Source organism: Chryseobacterium sp. Mn2064 (genome assembly GCF_049319685.1).
Taxonomy (GTDB): domain Bacteria; phylum Bacteroidota; class Bacteroidia; order Flavobacteriales; family Weeksellaceae; genus Chryseobacterium.
Window position 1 is genome coordinate 518,329 of sequence record NZ_JBMOUE010000002.1, and the last position, 17,297, is coordinate 535,625.

General features: G+C 33.4%; 14 protein-coding genes. 9 read left to right on the plus strand and 5 right to left on the minus strand.

Annotation, left to right across the window (positions count from 1 at the left end; genetic code table 11):
• Window positions 1–34: 34 nt before the first annotated feature.
• The gene (locus tag ACL9RH_RS09495) at window positions 35–2,938 is read right to left on the minus strand and encodes a hypothetical protein (protein WP_422693120.1); all 2,904 of its coding nucleotides are present in this window, start codon (window positions 2,936–2,938) and stop codon (window positions 35–37) included.
• A gap of 268 nt (window positions 2,939–3,206) precedes the next feature.
• On the opposite strand from ACL9RH_RS09495, the gene ACL9RH_RS09500 reads away from it, so the two are divergent.
• From ACL9RH_RS09500 to ACL9RH_RS09510, 3 genes are all read left to right on the plus strand, one after another.
• Window positions 3,207–5,297: an ATP-dependent nuclease gene (locus tag ACL9RH_RS09500; protein WP_422693121.1), complete on the plus strand. Its 2,091-nt coding sequence runs from the start codon at window positions 3,207–3,209 to the stop codon at window positions 5,295–5,297.
• Window positions 5,288–7,045 (plus strand): UvrD-helicase domain-containing protein, encoded by a 1,758-nt coding sequence (locus tag ACL9RH_RS09505; RefSeq protein WP_422693122.1) that lies wholly within the window; start codon window positions 5,288–5,290, stop codon window positions 7,043–7,045. Before ACL9RH_RS09500 ends, ACL9RH_RS09505 begins: the two co-directional genes overlap by 10 nt.
• 400 nt (window positions 7,046–7,445) lie before the next feature.
• Entirely contained in the window at window positions 7,446–8,108 is a 663-nt protein-coding gene (locus tag ACL9RH_RS09510) for a hypothetical protein (protein WP_422693123.1), read from the plus strand.
• Window positions 8,109–8,654: 546 nt separating this feature from the next.
• On the opposite strand, the gene ACL9RH_RS09515 is transcribed toward ACL9RH_RS09510, so the two are convergent.
• The 3 genes from ACL9RH_RS09515 to ACL9RH_RS09525 form a co-directional block, all read right to left on the minus strand.
• The gene (locus tag ACL9RH_RS09515; protein ID WP_422693124.1) at window positions 8,655–9,149 is read right to left on the minus strand and encodes a CinA family protein; all 495 of its coding nucleotides are present in this window, start codon (window positions 9,147–9,149) and stop codon (window positions 8,655–8,657) included.
• A 52-nt stretch (window positions 9,150–9,201) separates the two neighbouring features.
• Window positions 9,202–9,471 (minus strand): hypothetical protein, encoded by a 270-nt coding sequence (locus ACL9RH_RS09520; RefSeq protein WP_052187039.1) that lies wholly within the window; start codon window positions 9,469–9,471, stop codon window positions 9,202–9,204.
• Window positions 9,472–9,972: 501 nt separating this feature from the next.
• On the minus strand, window positions 9,973–10,533 hold the full coding sequence (locus ACL9RH_RS09525; protein WP_422693125.1) for a helix-turn-helix domain-containing protein: 561 nt from the start codon (window positions 10,531–10,533) through the stop codon (window positions 9,973–9,975).
• A gap of 166 nt (window positions 10,534–10,699) precedes the next feature.
• Between ACL9RH_RS09525 and ACL9RH_RS09530 the strand changes: the two genes are divergently transcribed.
• From ACL9RH_RS09530 to ACL9RH_RS09540, 3 genes are read left to right on the plus strand one after another with little or no spacing between them, the layout of a single operon-like run.
• Window positions 10,700–10,831: a hypothetical protein gene (locus ACL9RH_RS09530; protein ID WP_262510197.1), complete on the plus strand. Its 132-nt coding sequence runs from the start codon at window positions 10,700–10,702 to the stop codon at window positions 10,829–10,831.
• Window positions 10,832–11,860: a pesticidal protein Cry7Aa gene (locus tag ACL9RH_RS09535; protein ID WP_422693126.1), complete on the plus strand. Its 1,029-nt coding sequence runs from the start codon at window positions 10,832–10,834 to the stop codon at window positions 11,858–11,860.
• Between the two features lie 45 nt (window positions 11,861–11,905).
• Window positions 11,906–14,173: a glycosyltransferase gene (locus ACL9RH_RS09540; protein WP_422693127.1), complete on the plus strand. Its 2,268-nt coding sequence runs from the start codon at window positions 11,906–11,908 to the stop codon at window positions 14,171–14,173.
• Window positions 14,174–14,812: 639 nt separating this feature from the next.
• Here the strand turns inward: ACL9RH_RS09540 and ACL9RH_RS09545 are convergent.
• The gene (locus ACL9RH_RS09545) at window positions 14,813–15,910 is read right to left on the minus strand and encodes a calcium:proton antiporter (protein ID WP_422693128.1); all 1,098 of its coding nucleotides are present in this window, start codon (window positions 15,908–15,910) and stop codon (window positions 14,813–14,815) included.
• A 457-nt stretch (window positions 15,911–16,367) separates the two neighbouring features.
• Between ACL9RH_RS09545 and ACL9RH_RS09550 the strand changes: the two genes are divergently transcribed.
• The 3 genes from ACL9RH_RS09550 to ACL9RH_RS09560 all read left to right on the plus strand — a co-directional run bounded on the left by ACL9RH_RS09550 (window position 16,368) and on the right by ACL9RH_RS09560 (window position 17,290).
• Window positions 16,368–16,586, plus strand: a complete 219-nt coding sequence (locus ACL9RH_RS09550; protein ID WP_422693129.1) for a hypothetical protein — start codon at window positions 16,368–16,370, stop codon at window positions 16,584–16,586.
• A gap of 142 nt (window positions 16,587–16,728) precedes the next feature.
• Window positions 16,729–17,067, plus strand: coding sequence for a cupin domain-containing protein (locus tag ACL9RH_RS09555; RefSeq protein ID WP_422693130.1), 339 nt, complete (start codon window positions 16,729–16,731; stop codon window positions 17,065–17,067).
• The gene (locus ACL9RH_RS09560; protein WP_047387951.1) at window positions 17,060–17,290 is read left to right on the plus strand and encodes a hypothetical protein; all 231 of its coding nucleotides are present in this window, start codon (window positions 17,060–17,062) and stop codon (window positions 17,288–17,290) included. The genes ACL9RH_RS09555 and ACL9RH_RS09560 overlap by 8 nt, the downstream gene beginning before the upstream one ends.
• Window positions 17,291–17,297 lie beyond the last annotated feature (7 nt).

Here is a 17,297-nt window from a genome sequence, read left to right on the forward strand (position 1 = left end):
CATACAAATATAGCGAAAACCAAAGAACATTAATTTACGGTTTCTCCCATTTTTTTAAAAATTTGTACTTAATTTCCGCCAAAGATGAATTAAAATCTCTTTCAAGTCGTTCTTCAATAGCAATAACTATATCAGGAATGTCTGATAATCGTTTAAGAAAATTCGGATATCCAGCAACCTGTATAAGCCAATTGGAATCAAAAAATTGGTAATCAAATCTCTTTGGATTCAAGAGCCACTTTTCAAAAGTATTTAAGCCTGTTAATTTCTCAAAAAATGCCAACTCAACGTCAATTTTAAGTTTGGATATGAGAAGAATAAAATTCAGAAAAGACAAATTGATTGATTCTACGGACTCTAACTTAAAATCTCTGTAGGGTATTCTGTTATTGACATAACTAAGATACTTCTCGAAATAATCTCCTTTATCAAATTCAATCACTCCAGCATGCAGCAATAATTTATAGAATTCGTCATCAAATTGCATGTTGAGGAAATCTGTGAATGTACCATATAAAATTTTCTTACAAGGATCATCAGCAATCTGAGCCAGATTAATAGCTTTTCTGAAATTCTTAAAAGTTCCATCCTCTCGCTGACAATTTAAAAGCAGCCTGTTAATTAAATTTATATTGGAATATTTATATTGCGGCTTATGCTTTAAAAAGGCTTTCGGGATATTTCTTATTAAACCTTCATACTTGTGATTATGCATTTTATCCCTTCTAATCGCAATATTTAAAATAGACTCCAAATCCTTTTCCTCAAATAAATCTCCACGTTTGAGAATAAAATTTTCGAGCTCTTTTATATTGTAATGAGCCAAATTGTCCTCTATATCCAAGAAACCTATCAAAGTTTTGATCAATGGTGCAAATTGTTCTTTCTTCAGATCTAATCTTGAAAGAATGGTGAAAATATTTGTAAATATAGAATTGTATTGTTGTCCAAAATTCCAGTTTTCCAGTTGAATCGCTACAATTTCATTTTTAGCAAAATCATTAAAGAACCCCTTTTTTATATAACTACTCAAAAGATTGTTCAGCTTTAACAGCAGTGTGTCTAAGCTTTCCTGATCAACTTCTATCACTTCCTGTTTAGAAAGTATTTCCTGTAGTTTTGTCGAATGGATATGTAAGATACTTTCTGTTAGGATAAAATCATTGAAATATTGAAGTCCATAGCCCTCAGTATTATAACTGGTCACCAAAGCTTGTAACGTGTGTGCAGTGATTTTCTTGTACTTATTAAATTTCACATAAAAAATAGAATTGCCGTAATGATGTCTGAAACATTTCTCATAATTTACAAGCAGATTGTACGCATAGTTCGGACCTGTTTGCGAGCCTCCGTCATCTATCAATTTCTTTAACCCATCAACTTGCTCAAGGAGCTGATCAACATTATCTTGAACTTTATCAATAAGATCGTCGTCTTTAACTTTCTTTAAGTAATCCAGCACATCCTTCTCGATATAAAATTCCAACTCATTATAAAGCAGCTTATCCATATCGATTGCTCTTATGTTGCTTCGGATTTCTTCCGTATCTTCCAATGATGACATCTGAATCAGATGATATAAAAAAGTAGTATTCAGCGAAGCTAGAAAATAGGTCACTCCTTTTTCAGGACTAATTTTTGTCAAATTCTTTATTTCATTTAAAATAAAATAGGATGTTCTGTAATTATTCGATGATACCAAAAAATTCCCAAATGCATATTCCATAGTAAGATAATCCAAGTTTCCATCGGCCTGCTTTAATTTTCTGATAAGTTTGTGAAAATCAAAATTTCTGTAATTACAAATCATACAGTCACAGACAGTATCTTCAGGACTTAAATCAATATCTACCTCAACTATATTGTCATCCTCACAGCTAAAAATATGAGTCTTTGAAACCCCAATAACACCTTTTTTCCGTCTTAATTCTAACTGATAGTCACGAACTGCGTGAATTTTAGTAATCATACATTTATTAAGAAATTTGAACGACCATCTTAATCTTTCCATCGCTTCATTAATATCTATTCCTACCAATTCTGTTATTAAAGAATCCGAGAAACTAATCTCTCTTCCATCCACAGAAATTTTGGTCAATAGAGTGTAAATATCTGGATTGATCGTAAAAAGCTTATGATCATGGTAATGCCATACATATTCATCCAAAATATTAAAAGGCTTTATAGAAGCAAGATAATCTGGGCTTACAAAACCAAGCTCTTCAAATCCTTTTAGTGAATAGTAAATTTTATCAATGACATGCAGATTTTTACTTTCAATTTTAGATTTAAGTTTAGAAAGTTCAAATAGATTATCAGTGTTAGAATTCTCTTCCAAATTATGCCTTATAAATCGGTCTCTATGAAAAAGAAATAATAATTCTTTCAATTTCTTTTCGTCATTTAAATCCTTCAATAGGTATACCTGATATTGAGAACTATCCTGTGATCTATAAAACCTAATTTCATTGATGTTAGTAATTATAACCCAATTACAGTTACCACCAGTCTTGTGTGCATAACCAAACCCTTGCTCTACGGCTGAAATACTCTTTTCCCGTTTTTGTTTTGCGTCTAGATTAGTTTTTGGATCCTTCACCTCTATAACAACTCTAACTTCATCTTTCTTTTTATCCGTATAAAAATAACCTAGAACCGCATCGGGCTTAGTACCGTCTGTTAACGATTTTTTCTCTTCCCGCAACATCCATTTGTGAGCATTTCCGTAATTGAAGTTTAAAATATCTCCAAAAAAAGTAGTAACAAATCTAGATTTTATCTCCTCTTCTTTTAAACTACTGAACTTTCCAGACTCCAACTCTTTAATAAGTGATTCAACGAGATTTTTTATTCGTCGAATGTTAGGCACAGTAGATAATTTAAAATCATACAAAAACTTATTTAGAAAGAATTCGGAAAAAATAGCCTTATTCATCATGGATTACTTGTTAAAACAAAAATACATAATGCAAATATATTTTGGTTAAAAATTAGATCCACGGACCTTAAATTCGCATTTCCTTACTTATTATATCCGATACTGAGTTTTCAAACCAGCTTTTATCTGAACAACTAAAGAAAAAAATCCCACAAAATAATATTTCTGATATCGAATTAGTAATAGCTAATGAAATATACCAAAATTGCAAGCGAGAGGAGACTCATTAAATAATTTTAACTATTTTTATAGAAAAGCTATTTAACCTATGTATATTTCAAAAATATCGATTGAGGGATTCAGAAATTTCCCTCAAAATGAAATTTTATTTAACGATGGTGTAAACGTAATAATAGGCCATAATAATTCTGGAAAGACGAGCCTAATTAAAGCGATAAGCCTTGTTATCAACAGTGAGACCCCAAGACGTCTTGAACTTGACGATTTCTCTAAAAGTACTACCTTAGAAAATCTACAGCGTCTACCTCCTTCAGTTAGTATTTCATTGACATTTAAAAAGAGTACCGATGAACTGCCTAATAGCGAGGATCTTGTCACTGTTTCCAATTGGCTGACAGTTCTAAGTGCCAACTATGAAGCAAAATTAACCTATAAATTTTTCCTTCCAATTGAAAAACATGACGAATATATAGATTCATTGCAAGAATGTGATACCAAAGATAAAGCTTGGCAGGTTATCAAACAGGATTATCTCAGGTTTTATACTTATAAAATCTATGGTGGAGACCCTTCTCTATTACAGACAGCTGATTCAGAATCTCTTCAGAAATTTGATTTTCAGTTTTTGAATGCCATTAGGGATGTTGAAAGGGATATGTTCACCGGAAGAAATACGATGCTTAAGGAAATTCTTGATTTCTTCTTGGATTACGACATAAAATCCGCTGATGAAGCCGTTAAAACAAGTGAAGTAAAACTCGCCGAAATCAAAGCTGCAAAGCAGGCATTTTCAGCGCAGGCCACAGCATTGATAACGGAACTACAGATCAGGATGCGTGCCGGGAAAGATCAGATATTAAATTATGCACGACAGACCGGTGCAACCTTTAATAATGCAACGCCTGATTTCGACGGGGGCATTTCTGAAGTTGAACTTTTTTCGGCATTGAAACTCATCATTGGATATACTGGGCTGGAGATTAAAATTCCCGCAACTCATAATGGTCTGGGATATAATAATTTGATTTACATGTCGCTTCTATTGGCCAAAATGCAAGTGAATTCAGATGGTAAATATCTTGGCAGCAACGCAAAGGTCTTTCCAGTGCTTGCTATCGAAGAACCAGAAGCACACCTCCACCCTTCTATGCAATATAAATTTTTGAAATTTTTAAAGGAAAACAGGCTTGAACGTAAAGTGAGACAAATTTTTGTTACCACCCATTCCACACAGATTACCTCTGCAGTATCCCTTGATGATATAATCTGCTTACATAACGGAGGTAATACAATCACAGCCGGATATCCTGGAAAATGCTTCGCTGCAGATGCCGCTGGGCAGGAATCCAAAGCGTATGTACAACGATTTCTGGATGCCACAAGATCAGATATGTTATTCGCGCAAAAAGTAATATTCGTAGAAGGTCTGGCAGAACAGATCCTTCTTCCAACACTTACAAAATATATCGGTACAGATATCGAAGACCATCATATAGCCATCGTTCCTGTAGGCGGAAGACATTTCGATAATTTCCTGCGTATTTTTGATTCAACACAGCCATTTACAATACCTAAGAAAATAGTCTGCTTGAAAGACCGAGATCCTGAAAGAAAATTGAAAGCTGCACGATCGTATACAAAATGTTATACTTTTGAATCAGGACAGGATAATGGCCTTTATGACTACACAAACCACATTGAAGGAAAAGTTGCCGCCTATGCTGCTCATCCAAATATCCGTTTTTTTGGACAAAATCATAAAAATGGAAAAACATTTGAATATGAACTCATGCTTTCCAACCTTCAAAATGATGTACTCCTAACAAATTCTATTTCAAATCGTGATGAACTTTCCGAACTGATAACCTTTTACAATGCAGGGCGCCCAATGGCAGATCTTCTGGATAGGATTCATCGCAGTACCGCTTCAACAGATTTCCGTACGGCTATTGAAGCATTAGTTGATCCTGTCTGGACACAACAGGAAAAGAATCAGTCAATACTGGCACAGAGATATCTTTCTTCTGTTGGCAAAGGTGAAAATGCACTGGAACTTGCAACATTTCTTGAAGAAAATATTCTTCTTCCTGCTCTTCCCGCAAACCCTGAAGATAGGACAAGAAAAGATTTCAATGTACCTGATTATATTCAACAAGCAATTCACTGGATATGCCAATAACAACAATTACCTCAGAAACCATAATCGATACTGAAGAGCATTTTAGAATATTTGCAGGACCCGGTGCAGGAAAAACACATTGGCTTGTCAACCATATGCGTCACGTGCTACACACGTCTAAGAAGCTGGGTACAACAAAAAAGATTGCGTGCATCACCTATACAAATATTGCCGTTGAAACTATCGTTAAAAGATTACAGTTTGGAGCGGAAAGAATCGAAGTTTCTACTATCCATGGTTTTCTCTACAGTAATGTAATCAAACCTTTCATCGGTAATATCGCAGATGAATTTGGATTTAACGTAGTTAAAATGGATGGACATGAGGAACATAGACCTAGTCGTAGCAAAATTGTACAGTGGCTAAACCAAAGCCCCGGGGCACAAAGACTCAGAAATCCCTATACAATAAACCAATTAACATCCTTGCCCTATTATATTCCGGGACTGGCTAACTGGCTTACTACAATTGACTATAAATTGTATGGCGATGATATCAATATTTTTGCGGATAATAGACAAGCCTACTATTATCCAGCTAACGGTGATAGAAGAAACTTTGCAACAGCAACTTGTTTAAACATATTAACACCAGAACTATTCTTATACAAGAAATTATTCTGGGGAAGGGGAATTCTCCATCACGAAGATATTCTGTTTTTTTCTTACATCCTACTTAGAAGATATCCTTTTATTGTAGAGGTACTTAAAACAAAATATCCTTATTTCTTCGTTGATGAGTTTCAAGACACCAGTCCTATTCAGTCCAAAATTTTAAATATGATCGGTGAAAACGGAACAATTACTGGCATAATTGGTGATCAGGCTCAATCAATTTATAGCTTTCAAGGAGCAGATCCAGCACATTTCACAGATTATCAACTCCAAGGCTTGAAGGATTACAGAATTATTGACAACCGTCGAAGTACAAACGAAATCGTTGGAGTTCTAAATCATGTAAGACCAGATATGGACCAGCGGCCTCTCAGAGATGTTCCTGGGGACAGATGTACTCTTCTGATCGGAAACTACAGACTGGCAAGTGAATATGCAAGAAACATTTGTGGGGAAAATCTTACAATTCTATCATGGGACAATCTTACCGCACGGGAACTACGAACGCAAATGACTGCAGATAGACCTGAAACAAACCTAATTGAAGAAATGTCCTCATTTGATAATTCCGACAGACGAAATGCTCTCATCTCAAGCCTTCGAGCGGTTGAATTTGCGAGAGAAAAACGATTTAAGGAGGCAATGAAAGAGATGCAATTCAATTATCGCCATGTTGTCAACAAAAATGACCGTAAGGCTATGGCACTCCAGGGGCTTTCTAGACTTTTGTCAAATTTTGAAGAATTTAAAGACCTGTCATTTTTTGAATTCTACAGTCATGTCCGAACAAACATCAGTACTAATTTTCCTGCTGCAACTAGAGGCAAAGCAAAAGAATTTTATGATAACTATACTTATCAACAGATCTCTGTCTGTTTGAGAATAGACGATGAAAAATCCCCCAGTAAAACGATTCATAAGTCAAAAGGTGACGAATTTGATAATGTACTTGTTGTTCTCAAAAAAGAGGAGCATTGTGATTTTTTGATAAATCAAACCTTACATAAAGAGGAACATCGAATCTTCTATGTAGCAGTTAGCCGAGCACGAGAAAGGTTATTTATATCAGTTCCGACATTGGAAGAAGACAAATTGCGGCAAATTGAGCATCTTTTCGAGGTAAATAATCTATAAAAATTAGGACAGGAGAACCTCATATCCATTTTATGTATTATTTAATCTCTTTAACCAGAGCTGAAAATATAGATATTAATTTCCCGGCACTCCCCACAGATAGTATTTAAAAATCGAGAAGAAAAATGTTGCTTTACCGAATCTTAATTTCATGCCATAAAACTGTTATACATTAATATTTAACAACGTTTTAAAAGTTAATTCAATGAATTAAGAATATACAAATCCTGCAAATTGACTATTTGCAGTTTTTTTGTATACCGATTTCGTAATGATTTATTTCTTGAAATCACTAATGCGTAAGAAAGTTTAACAATACTTTTTCTTACTTAGCAAGACAAAACTGAAAATAATAACAGAATCTAACCACTAAAATTTTAAACTCAAATATTTTTATATTATGGACATTAATACTATCGTAACAGCCACAGGAACACTAGTAACAGTAATTCTTACATCTTTGGCTGCGCCCTACATTTTAAATTTTCATCTGAAAAGGAAGTTCCAAAAGCTACAGTACATGATCGATGCTTACCCCTTGTTACAAAATCTCCAAACTGACTTTAAGGATAAATTTATCGAGCCAGCCATACAAGAAAATATATTCTTTATAATTTCAGGATTCAGGACAAATTACAAAAGTATTCCTGCCTATAACGAGCTTAAAGATAAACTCGGAAACAATTTCGACTGGCCAATTATAAAAAGTGGTAAAGCACATCTGTCATTTAATGAATTAGGCAAACTCTATGTTAATCTTACTAAGACAACAATATATTTCAAAAAATTTTCGCTATGTTTTGCAGTACTTTTAGCATTGCTTGGTTTTGCGATCTTGGTTTTCTGTAATTATGCCGAACTGAATATGTTTTCAAAATATCTAGTTCTCTATATTTTGGCCGGTATGGCTTTCCTTCTGGCCTATTTCGTGCTAGGAAGCATAACTTCAATCTTAGATGCAGGCATTATCTCAAAAAGATTGCAAAATGTTGAGAATGCCAACAACAACAACAACAACAACAACAACAACAACAACAACAACAACAACAACAACAACATGTAAATTCAGAAACCAAAATTGATCTAAATTTTTCATCCTGAAAGTGAATCAAAATATTCCAACTCTTTTCTCATCTAATATTTTGATCACCAACCGATATTTTATCAATCATCAAGATATAAAACAATTATTTTAGCAAATCAAACTGACTTATAAGACAAAATCTTCCGGAAATGTGTTTGAAGAGCATATTTTTAAGTTTATACGTAAAGATAATATTCATATACTACTTATTTTCAACCACATAACTCTACGATATTTTCTATATCAGTAAAAAAGGAGTTTGGATAGTGTCCTGTCAAGTTCACAAACAGCTAAATGGCGCCAACTAAAGACAGTTAGCGCCATTTTTATTTTGCATAAGAATGAATAAATTTGTAAATGTTGGATATAAATTATTCAAAAAATTTAGAATCTAATAATTTTTAAGCATAAAATCAAATAAAGGGTTGACAAAGAATTTTACAGAGTTGGAAACTCGTAGAGATTTACATAAATAAAAGCGAAAAATTAAAAATCTATACTTTTAAACTGATGATAAATGATAAGTTAAATTAATATTTGATTCAATGCACTTTTATAACACCCTAAAATAAATTCGGTATAATACAACTGTGCATCCAGTGCCTGGGTCTTATCATGAAGCTCTATGCGTTTTGAAAGTACAATCTCTCCTTTGTAACTGAATGAACAGAATGAATACACTTTAAATCCCGAATTTCTTACAGATGCAGCATATCCAGTAGAAGCAATTCCCCAATCTGTTCCAAATGATTCAGCGACCTTTACAGCCATTGTATCAGCCATTTTTTGGGTTTCAAAACTATTTTCCTTAACTTCGATTTGATTTATATCTAAAAATTGAACTTTTTCAGGTAATGTAAAAGTCGTTATTCCTCCTTTGTAAAACTGTTTTGCATTAGCCATTTGGGAAAAAGCCAGCTGTATTAATCCCGAGGTTACGCTTTCTGCTATAGAAACCGTTTCATTCATTGTAATGAGTGAAGTACTGATATAATCAAGTAAACTTTGCTGAAATTTCATGGGCTATTATTTATGTTGATCAAAAAAACTTGTATGCTGCTGAAATCGATATTCAGATAACGTCATAATCATTCATGGTTGTAACAAAATAATGCTCAATCATTTCTCTGGCATTTCTACACATTGACAAAAGATCTTCTCTGGTCATATCTTCAAAAATAAAATCATCATGAACTTCAATAATGAACTCAGTCACTTTTTCGGTGTTCATCAGATCATAGGCCATTAAATCATTTAAATTATCTAATCTACATTCTTCCTTAAAAAAAGGAAGTTTCCGGGTAATGGAATTCTTAAACTGAAAAAGGTGTATTGTTTTCATGACTTCTGATGTTAAAGTGATAATAAGAAAGTCTGTTTTGTATTTAAACATGTTGTTTACTCATAAATGTTCAAACAGTTTTATGGACTCAGTTGATGAAAATTTTTATATATCTATCAATTCCTATAATATGGACGAAAACGACAGAAACCTTGGGTCTCCGTCCTTGATTAATTAAACCCTTTCGAAAACATATCTACTATTTTATCGGGATTTAATATGCTCATTGTCAAAATTGAGAATCCTTAAGCCTACTATGTCGTATATTCGCTTTTTCACATCTTTCTTGACTACTACAATGGTTTCAAATACGGGAGAACAGCCTGTTGTTTGATAAATATTTTCAACTATTCACTCTATTTCCTATCTAAAATTGCACTATTTATAGTGATATAAGCTTTATGGATTTTGTGAATTCCTGATTATTATACTACAAAGATGGCCGTTTAAGTGTTATACCAAGCTATATATATCCAGAATAATCTTACATATATCATACATTTATAAGTCTTCCAAATTTCCAAGACGCCTTTGTTTTAACTGCTTATAAAATGAGGGGGAAAGTCCTGTGATTTTTTTAAACTGATTAGAGAGATGTGCTACACTGCTATAATTGAGTTTATAAGAGATTTCTGTAAGATTGAGTTCATCATACAAGAGTAATTCTTTTACTTTTTCTACTTTATTAATAATGATAAAATGCTGGAGTGTCATTCCTTTCACTTCTGAAAAGGTATTGGCAAGATAAGTGTAATCATATCCTAATTTTTCACTTACATAATCTGAGAAATTTTCTTTTGGGAGTTCATCTGAATAATGAATCATTTCTATGACAACATTTTTTATTTTTTCTATCAGGATGCTTTTTTTATCATCTAATACTTCAAGTCCTGTTTTAAGTAAATTTTCTTTCAGAATTTGTCTTAGTTCGACGTTGATATCATCCAGTAATTCTACAGTTCCCAAATCTACAATAGCATTTTTAATGCCCAGCCTTTCCAGTTCCTGATGGACAACCATTTTGCAGCGCAAACTTACCATATATTTTATGTACAACTTCATCTCCCTTACTTTTTATACCTGCCAATTGTTTCATTAACAGTTGTTTACCCAAAGTTAGTCTATTAAATCTAAAATATCTATGATTTATGCAACAAATTGAAAGACAATTGTAAAGCTTTCCTTTTTTAATGATTGAAATTTACAGTTAACAAAAAAATATTTCACAATGTCAAAAGAAAAAGACGGAAAAAAGAAATCAGATAAAACTCCACCCGCAAAATCCGCAAAAGAGAAACGGGAAGATAAGATGAATAAACGAAGAGACAGGGAAAACGAATCCCAAAATACCGGCAACTAAATGGTATCTCTGAAAAAAGACGGAATTATACTCAGAAAAACAACATTAGACTTTGAGAGTGAAGGTGTTTTAAACCCCGCAGTTATTAAGGATAACGGAAAAATACATTTTTTTTACAGGGCTGTTGCCAGGAATAATTTCTCCAGTATCGGATACTGTATACTCTCAGATTATAAAACTATAGAAACCCGGTTGAGCAATCCGGTTATCATCCCCGAGTTTGAATACGAAAAACATGGTATTGAAGATCCTAGAATTGTAAAAATCGATAATTTATTTTACCTTACCTATACGAGTTATGACGGGATTAATGCATTGGGAACACTTGCAGTATCAAAGGACCTTATATCATGGCAAAAACGAGGTATTATTGTTCCCCAAATTCCATACAACAAGTTTAGATTTTTATCAGAATCTCAAGGTGAAGTAGGAGAAAAGTACAGACGCTTCAACAAACTCACGCCTACTTATAAAAAAAATAAAGATGTCTTCCTATGGGATAAAAATGTGATATTTTTTCCAAGAAGAATTAACGGGAAGCTTTATTTTCTTCATCGCATAAGACCCGATATCCAAATTGCAGGTATAGAAAATATAGAAGATCTGAATACTGATTTCTGGAAAGATTATTTCCTTCACTTTAATCAGCATATCGTATTATCTCCCAAATATGAGCATGAGGTAAGCTATATTGGCGGAGGATGCCCCCCTATAGAAACCGAACATGGGTGGCTTTTGATATACCATGGTGTACATGATACCATTGAAGGCTATGTTTACAGCGCATGTGCTGCTTTAGTGGATCTTGATAATCCTGAAAAAGAAATTTCAAGACTTCCTTATCCTCTTTTCAAACCCGAAGAAGAATGGGAACAGAAGGGAGAAGTGAACAATGTCTGCTTCCCTACCGGAGCCATCGTAGAAGGAGATACACTCCATATCTACTACGGAGCTGCAGATAAAAGAATAGCTGTTGCTTCTTTAAGTGTTCAGGAATTACTGAAGGAATTACTACAATACACATCATAACTGGCTATTCACTACAGAATGTCAGACTTTAAAACAGATATCAACATGAATAAAAATATAAAATCAGACATGGAGGAAAAGATAAAGAGACGATCTGTACAAAATAAAAAAAACACAATTAATTATAAACCAGAAATCATCTTTATAAGTACTTTTCCTCCTAAGGTGTGCGGCATTGCAACGTATTGTCAGGATTTGATAAAATCTCTACAGTTAAAGTTCAGAGAATCATTTACAATAACCATCTGTCCAATGGAAACAGAGGACGAACACTATCATTATATAGAAAACATTGAATATAGCTTAAATACATCCGATGCTATTTCTTATTTGGAGCTGGCTTCTAAAATCAATAAAAATGACAATATTCAACTGGTTATGCTCCAGCATGAATTTGGATTTTTCAACGAAGCCAAAAACGGATTGCTGCTTTTTCTTCAAAATGTAGAGAAAGATATCATTGTTACTTTTCACACCGTTCTACCAAAACCGGATTGGGAATTAAAAGAAAAGGTAAAAGAAATCAGCAGTTTCGTCCAATTTATTATTGTAATGACCGATATTTCTGCAGATATACTGTCCAATGATTATGACATTCCATCTGATAAAATTAAAGTGATACCCCATGGCACTCATTTACTACCATTTATCGACAAAAGTTCACTGAAAGCAAAATACGGATTTAGAGATAAAAAGATACTTTCAACATTTGGTTTATTGGGGTCCGGGAAAAATATAGAAACTACTTTAGAAGCACTTCCCGAAATCATTGTCCAGAACCCCGATGTAATGTTTCTGATTATCGGAAAAACACATCCCGGCATCATTAAATATGAAGGTGAGAAGTATCGTGATTTTTTGGAGGATACTGTTAAGAGGCTCCATCTGGAAAATCACACTTATTTTATCAATCAGTACCTGCCTCTAGATAAGTTGTTGGATTATCTGCAGCTTACCAATATCTATCTTTTCACTTCAAAAGACAGAAATCAGGCAGTAAGTGGTACTTTTTCGTATGCCATCAGCTGTGGATGTCCCATTGTTTCCACGCCTATTCCCCATGCTCTGGAAGTATTAAATGAAGACCTGGGAGTTATTATTGATTTTGAAGCTCCGCAACAACTTGTGTCTGCCGTGAATACATTACTAAAAAATGAAACCGTACAGGAAAAATTACGATCAAATAGTTTAGAAAAAATGGCTCCCACAGCCTGGGAGAATTCTTCTATTTCACACGCCTTATTATTTCAACAATACAGCAAAGATAAAATGACATTACATTATACATTCCCCATTATCAATCTCAGCCATATCAAAAATATGACAACAGATTTTGGAATGATCCAGTTTTCTAAGATCAACAAGCCTGATATCAATTCCGGGTATACTTTGGACGATAATGCCCGGGCTATGATTGTAGCCTGCAGGCATTATGAATTGAGCAAAGATGAATCTGACCTTGATTTAATCTCAACTTATCTGAAGCTTATTAAGTTTTGTCAACAACCGGATGGAAGTTTTCTCAATTATATCAATCAAAACAGGGAATTTACACAGCAGAATTATGAAACTAATCTTGAAGATTCCAATGGAAGAGCTATCTGGGCACTGGGATATCTTCTTTCTATAAAAGCAATTTTACCGCAACCGTTTTCTGATGAAGCGGAATCAATTATTGAAAAAAGTCTTCCGTCTATTGATAAAATACACTCTACCCGTGCAATGGCTTTTATTATAAAGGGATTGCATTATCAAAACGCTGAAAACAATATTCCATTATTGAAAAAGCTGGCCAATCGACTGGTTAAAATGTATCAGCATGAAAAACATAGAGACTGGCATTGGTTTGAAAGCTATCTTACCTATGGAAACAGTTTACTTCCTGAAGCTTTATTATGTGCATGGATTACGACCCAAGACGGTATGTATAAGCAAATTGCCGATGAATCATTCAAGTTTTTGCTTTCTAAAATATTTATTAAGGGTGGCATCAAAGTAATATCCAATAAAGGATGGCTGCATAAAGAAACAGTTAAAAATCCTGAATCAATTGGTGGCGAACAGCCTATTGACGTTGCTTACACCATACTGGCCTTATCTACATTCTACAAGGTTTTTAAGGATGAAAAATATTTGCAGATGATGAGGAATGCTTTTAGTTGGTTTTTAGGAAAAAATCATTTACATCAGATTATTTATAACCCTGCAACAGGTGGATGTTATGATGGTCTTGAAGAGAAAAATGTTAATCTCAATCAGGGTGCGGAATCCACAGTAAGTTATCTCATGGCAAGACTCTGTTTTCCAAAATAATTAGTTTACTTGTTTTCAATCAGCAGCCAATCCTATGATTAAAACTCTGATATCACTCATTTATCTGCAACTCTGTAATAAGACCTTAGGTATATGATCTGTAAGGCTTCATTCCTGAAAACTGGAATTTGCAGTCAAAACAAATTTATAACTTTCTTGCAAAGAAAATTAAATATTACGACAGAATTGACGCATTAAAAGTTATGCTAAAAAAAATATCCTAAGGAGAGTTAAAAATAATTTATTAATTCTACTCCATATACGACAATAATAAATAGAATTACATGACTTGCAGTATATTAATGTAATTGATTAACATATACATTTACTGTTCATAATAGTTGTACATTCTCATTAGTACAATTGACTCTCCCCTAAAAAGGAGGGTTTTGTTATATACACTTCCCTTAGGCATTAGAAAGGTTAATATCAATAGGATAATTAAGACTTTAACAATTTTACTATACAAGTGTTTCCAGGATATGGGTGCGATGATAGATGTTATAACGGTCTTGAAGAGAAAAATGTTAATCTCAATCAGGGAGCGGAATCAACAGTCAGCTATCTCCGGGCAAGGCACTGCTTTCCAAGAAAACAACCCTTAATTCTCACCATATCCGTATACTAATACACAATAGTTTATGGAACTATTGTAATAAAAAGATAGATTAAAAAAATAGCGATCAATACAATTCCCTGCATGATATTAGTTCTGCCTGTTGCCAGAGAAACAGTAATAATAAAAAGCGACAGTCCTAAAAGTATTGTTGATTTGATATCTATCCCCAATGTCATCCTTATACCGGTTATTACAGATATAATGGCAATCGCAGGAATACTTAGCCCGATACTCGCTAAAGCTGAACCAAAAGCCAGATTTAATGAGGTTTGAATCTGATCACTTTTTGCAGCTCTGAATGCAGCCAGACCTTCCGGAAGCAGAACAATACCAGCAATAATGATACCTACAAGAGATTTAGGAGCACCCACAGAAACAACTATATGTTCAACATCCTTTGAAAGAAGTTTTGCCAACAAAACAACTATTCCCAAGGATAAAATTAACAATATACAATTGATATATAATTGTTTTCTGGAAATTATTTTATTATTGCTTTCTACAGGCAGATTCTTGGATAATTTGTTTTGTGGAGAAATGAAAAAGCTTCGATGTCTAAAAGTTTGGATCATGGTAAATCCAAGATAAAGCCCTAAAGAAATCAAGGCGATAAAAAGCAGTTGGAAGGACGTGTATTCGCCTCCGAGGTGACTTACCGTATAATTGGGCAGAATAAGCACAAAAATAATAACAGAGGTAAGCGTGATCAGTGCAGTACTTACCCCTTGTAGTGTAAAACTTTGTTCTCTATATCTTAAAGAACCTATTACAATACAGCTCCCAATGATTCCCGTAAGGATTATCATCACTGCTGCAAAAACCGTATCTCTGGCAAGAGTAATAGTTTCCAACCCTTTCGCTCCCATCATAATGGAAATAATAAGCCCTACTTCTATGACTGTAATGGCAAATGCCAGAAGTAAAGTTCCGAATGGCTCTCCCAAACGATGGGCAATGACTTCGGAATGATACACAGCAGCCAAAACACTTCCCATCAAACATAAGGCAAGAATCACAGAGTAATATCCTGAAGAGAAAACAGAATTTCCCACATAAGAAAGCCACGCCAGAATAGGAACCCAAAAAGTCCACATCTCTAAATATTTTTTTATATTCATAAAAACACTAATATTTTTTACTATTGAATTGTCCTTTGGAGAATATTATTAGATTTATATTCCCTTTTTCAAAACAGTTTCGATAAATGATTTGAAGCAGAGAGAGGATATACCGGAAATATCAAATAATGAAAAAAATGAATATGTGGAAAGTTAGAGTCCCGATCGCCAGTTCAACGTAGTTATTCAGCAATATACGAATAATCATTCACTTATTTGAAATTATATATTAGTATTTTAAGTTTGTAATCATTTCCTAGACTTATAAATTGTATTACTATATCAGAGTAATTAAAGCAGTATTTTTATGAAAAACCCGGATTTCAGATACACAAAACAAGCTGCAATTTTGTAAAAGTGTGATATGTGCAACATAAAAGAAACAATCTATAATACAATAGATTATTAAACGCCCAACTTTGTAACGTAGCAATGAAGTTACACTAAAATCCACCCTATGGACACAAACCACAACAAAGACAACAAATTTTTCAAAACTCCTGGAGACTGGATTGAACAGTCAAAACAATTGAAAGAAAAATTCTCAACATTAACGGATAACGATCTAAAATTTGAAGAAGGTCAAGAAAAGGAAATGTTAGAAAGAATCGGAAACAGACTAAGAAAAAACCGTGAAGAAGTTCTCAATATTATTAAAGAAATTAATCTTTCATAAATTGTTTTCAAGAATAGTTAAAACCTATGAAAAAGATATATTTATCCAAAAGTTCTAACTAGAAAAAGGGATGGGATATTAGACTGTTCTATCCCTTTTACTTACAATACCTCCTATTCTTTTTATGTTTAAACCAACAGTGATGAATCATAAAGAACTTGAGAAATCAAAAGTATATTTTACCAATCAGATTGTAGAATACATTCCGAATTCTGTTGGCAGCAAAACAATACTGGAAAAACTTACGGGCAATATCAGTGTTTTATCGTTTGATGACAAAGAAGGGTTATCCGAAAAAACTTCTCCTTTTGATGCTTTTGCACAAATTATTGAAGGTAAAGCAGAAATCATTATAGACGGAGCTTCTTATTTTATAGAAGAAGGTGAATGCATTATCATTCCCGCCCATAAATCTCATTCGATAAAAGGAAATAAACGCTTTAAGATGATAGTAACAATAATAAAAAGCGGCTATGAATAATCTAAACACTATATCTATTTTAACGAAAAAGATATTTAAAAAAACAGTTGAAATCCAAAAAGAATTTCCTGAACTGTATGAACTTCTAGATGAAACTCCACTATTTTTTTCTGAGAAAGAAAAAAATATCACGATAAAAGATTTAAGACAATATCTTATTTCCCTTATAATACAACAAAAATCCTTTGAAAAAGGGATTATTAAGAAAAAAGACTTACAATAAAACTCTG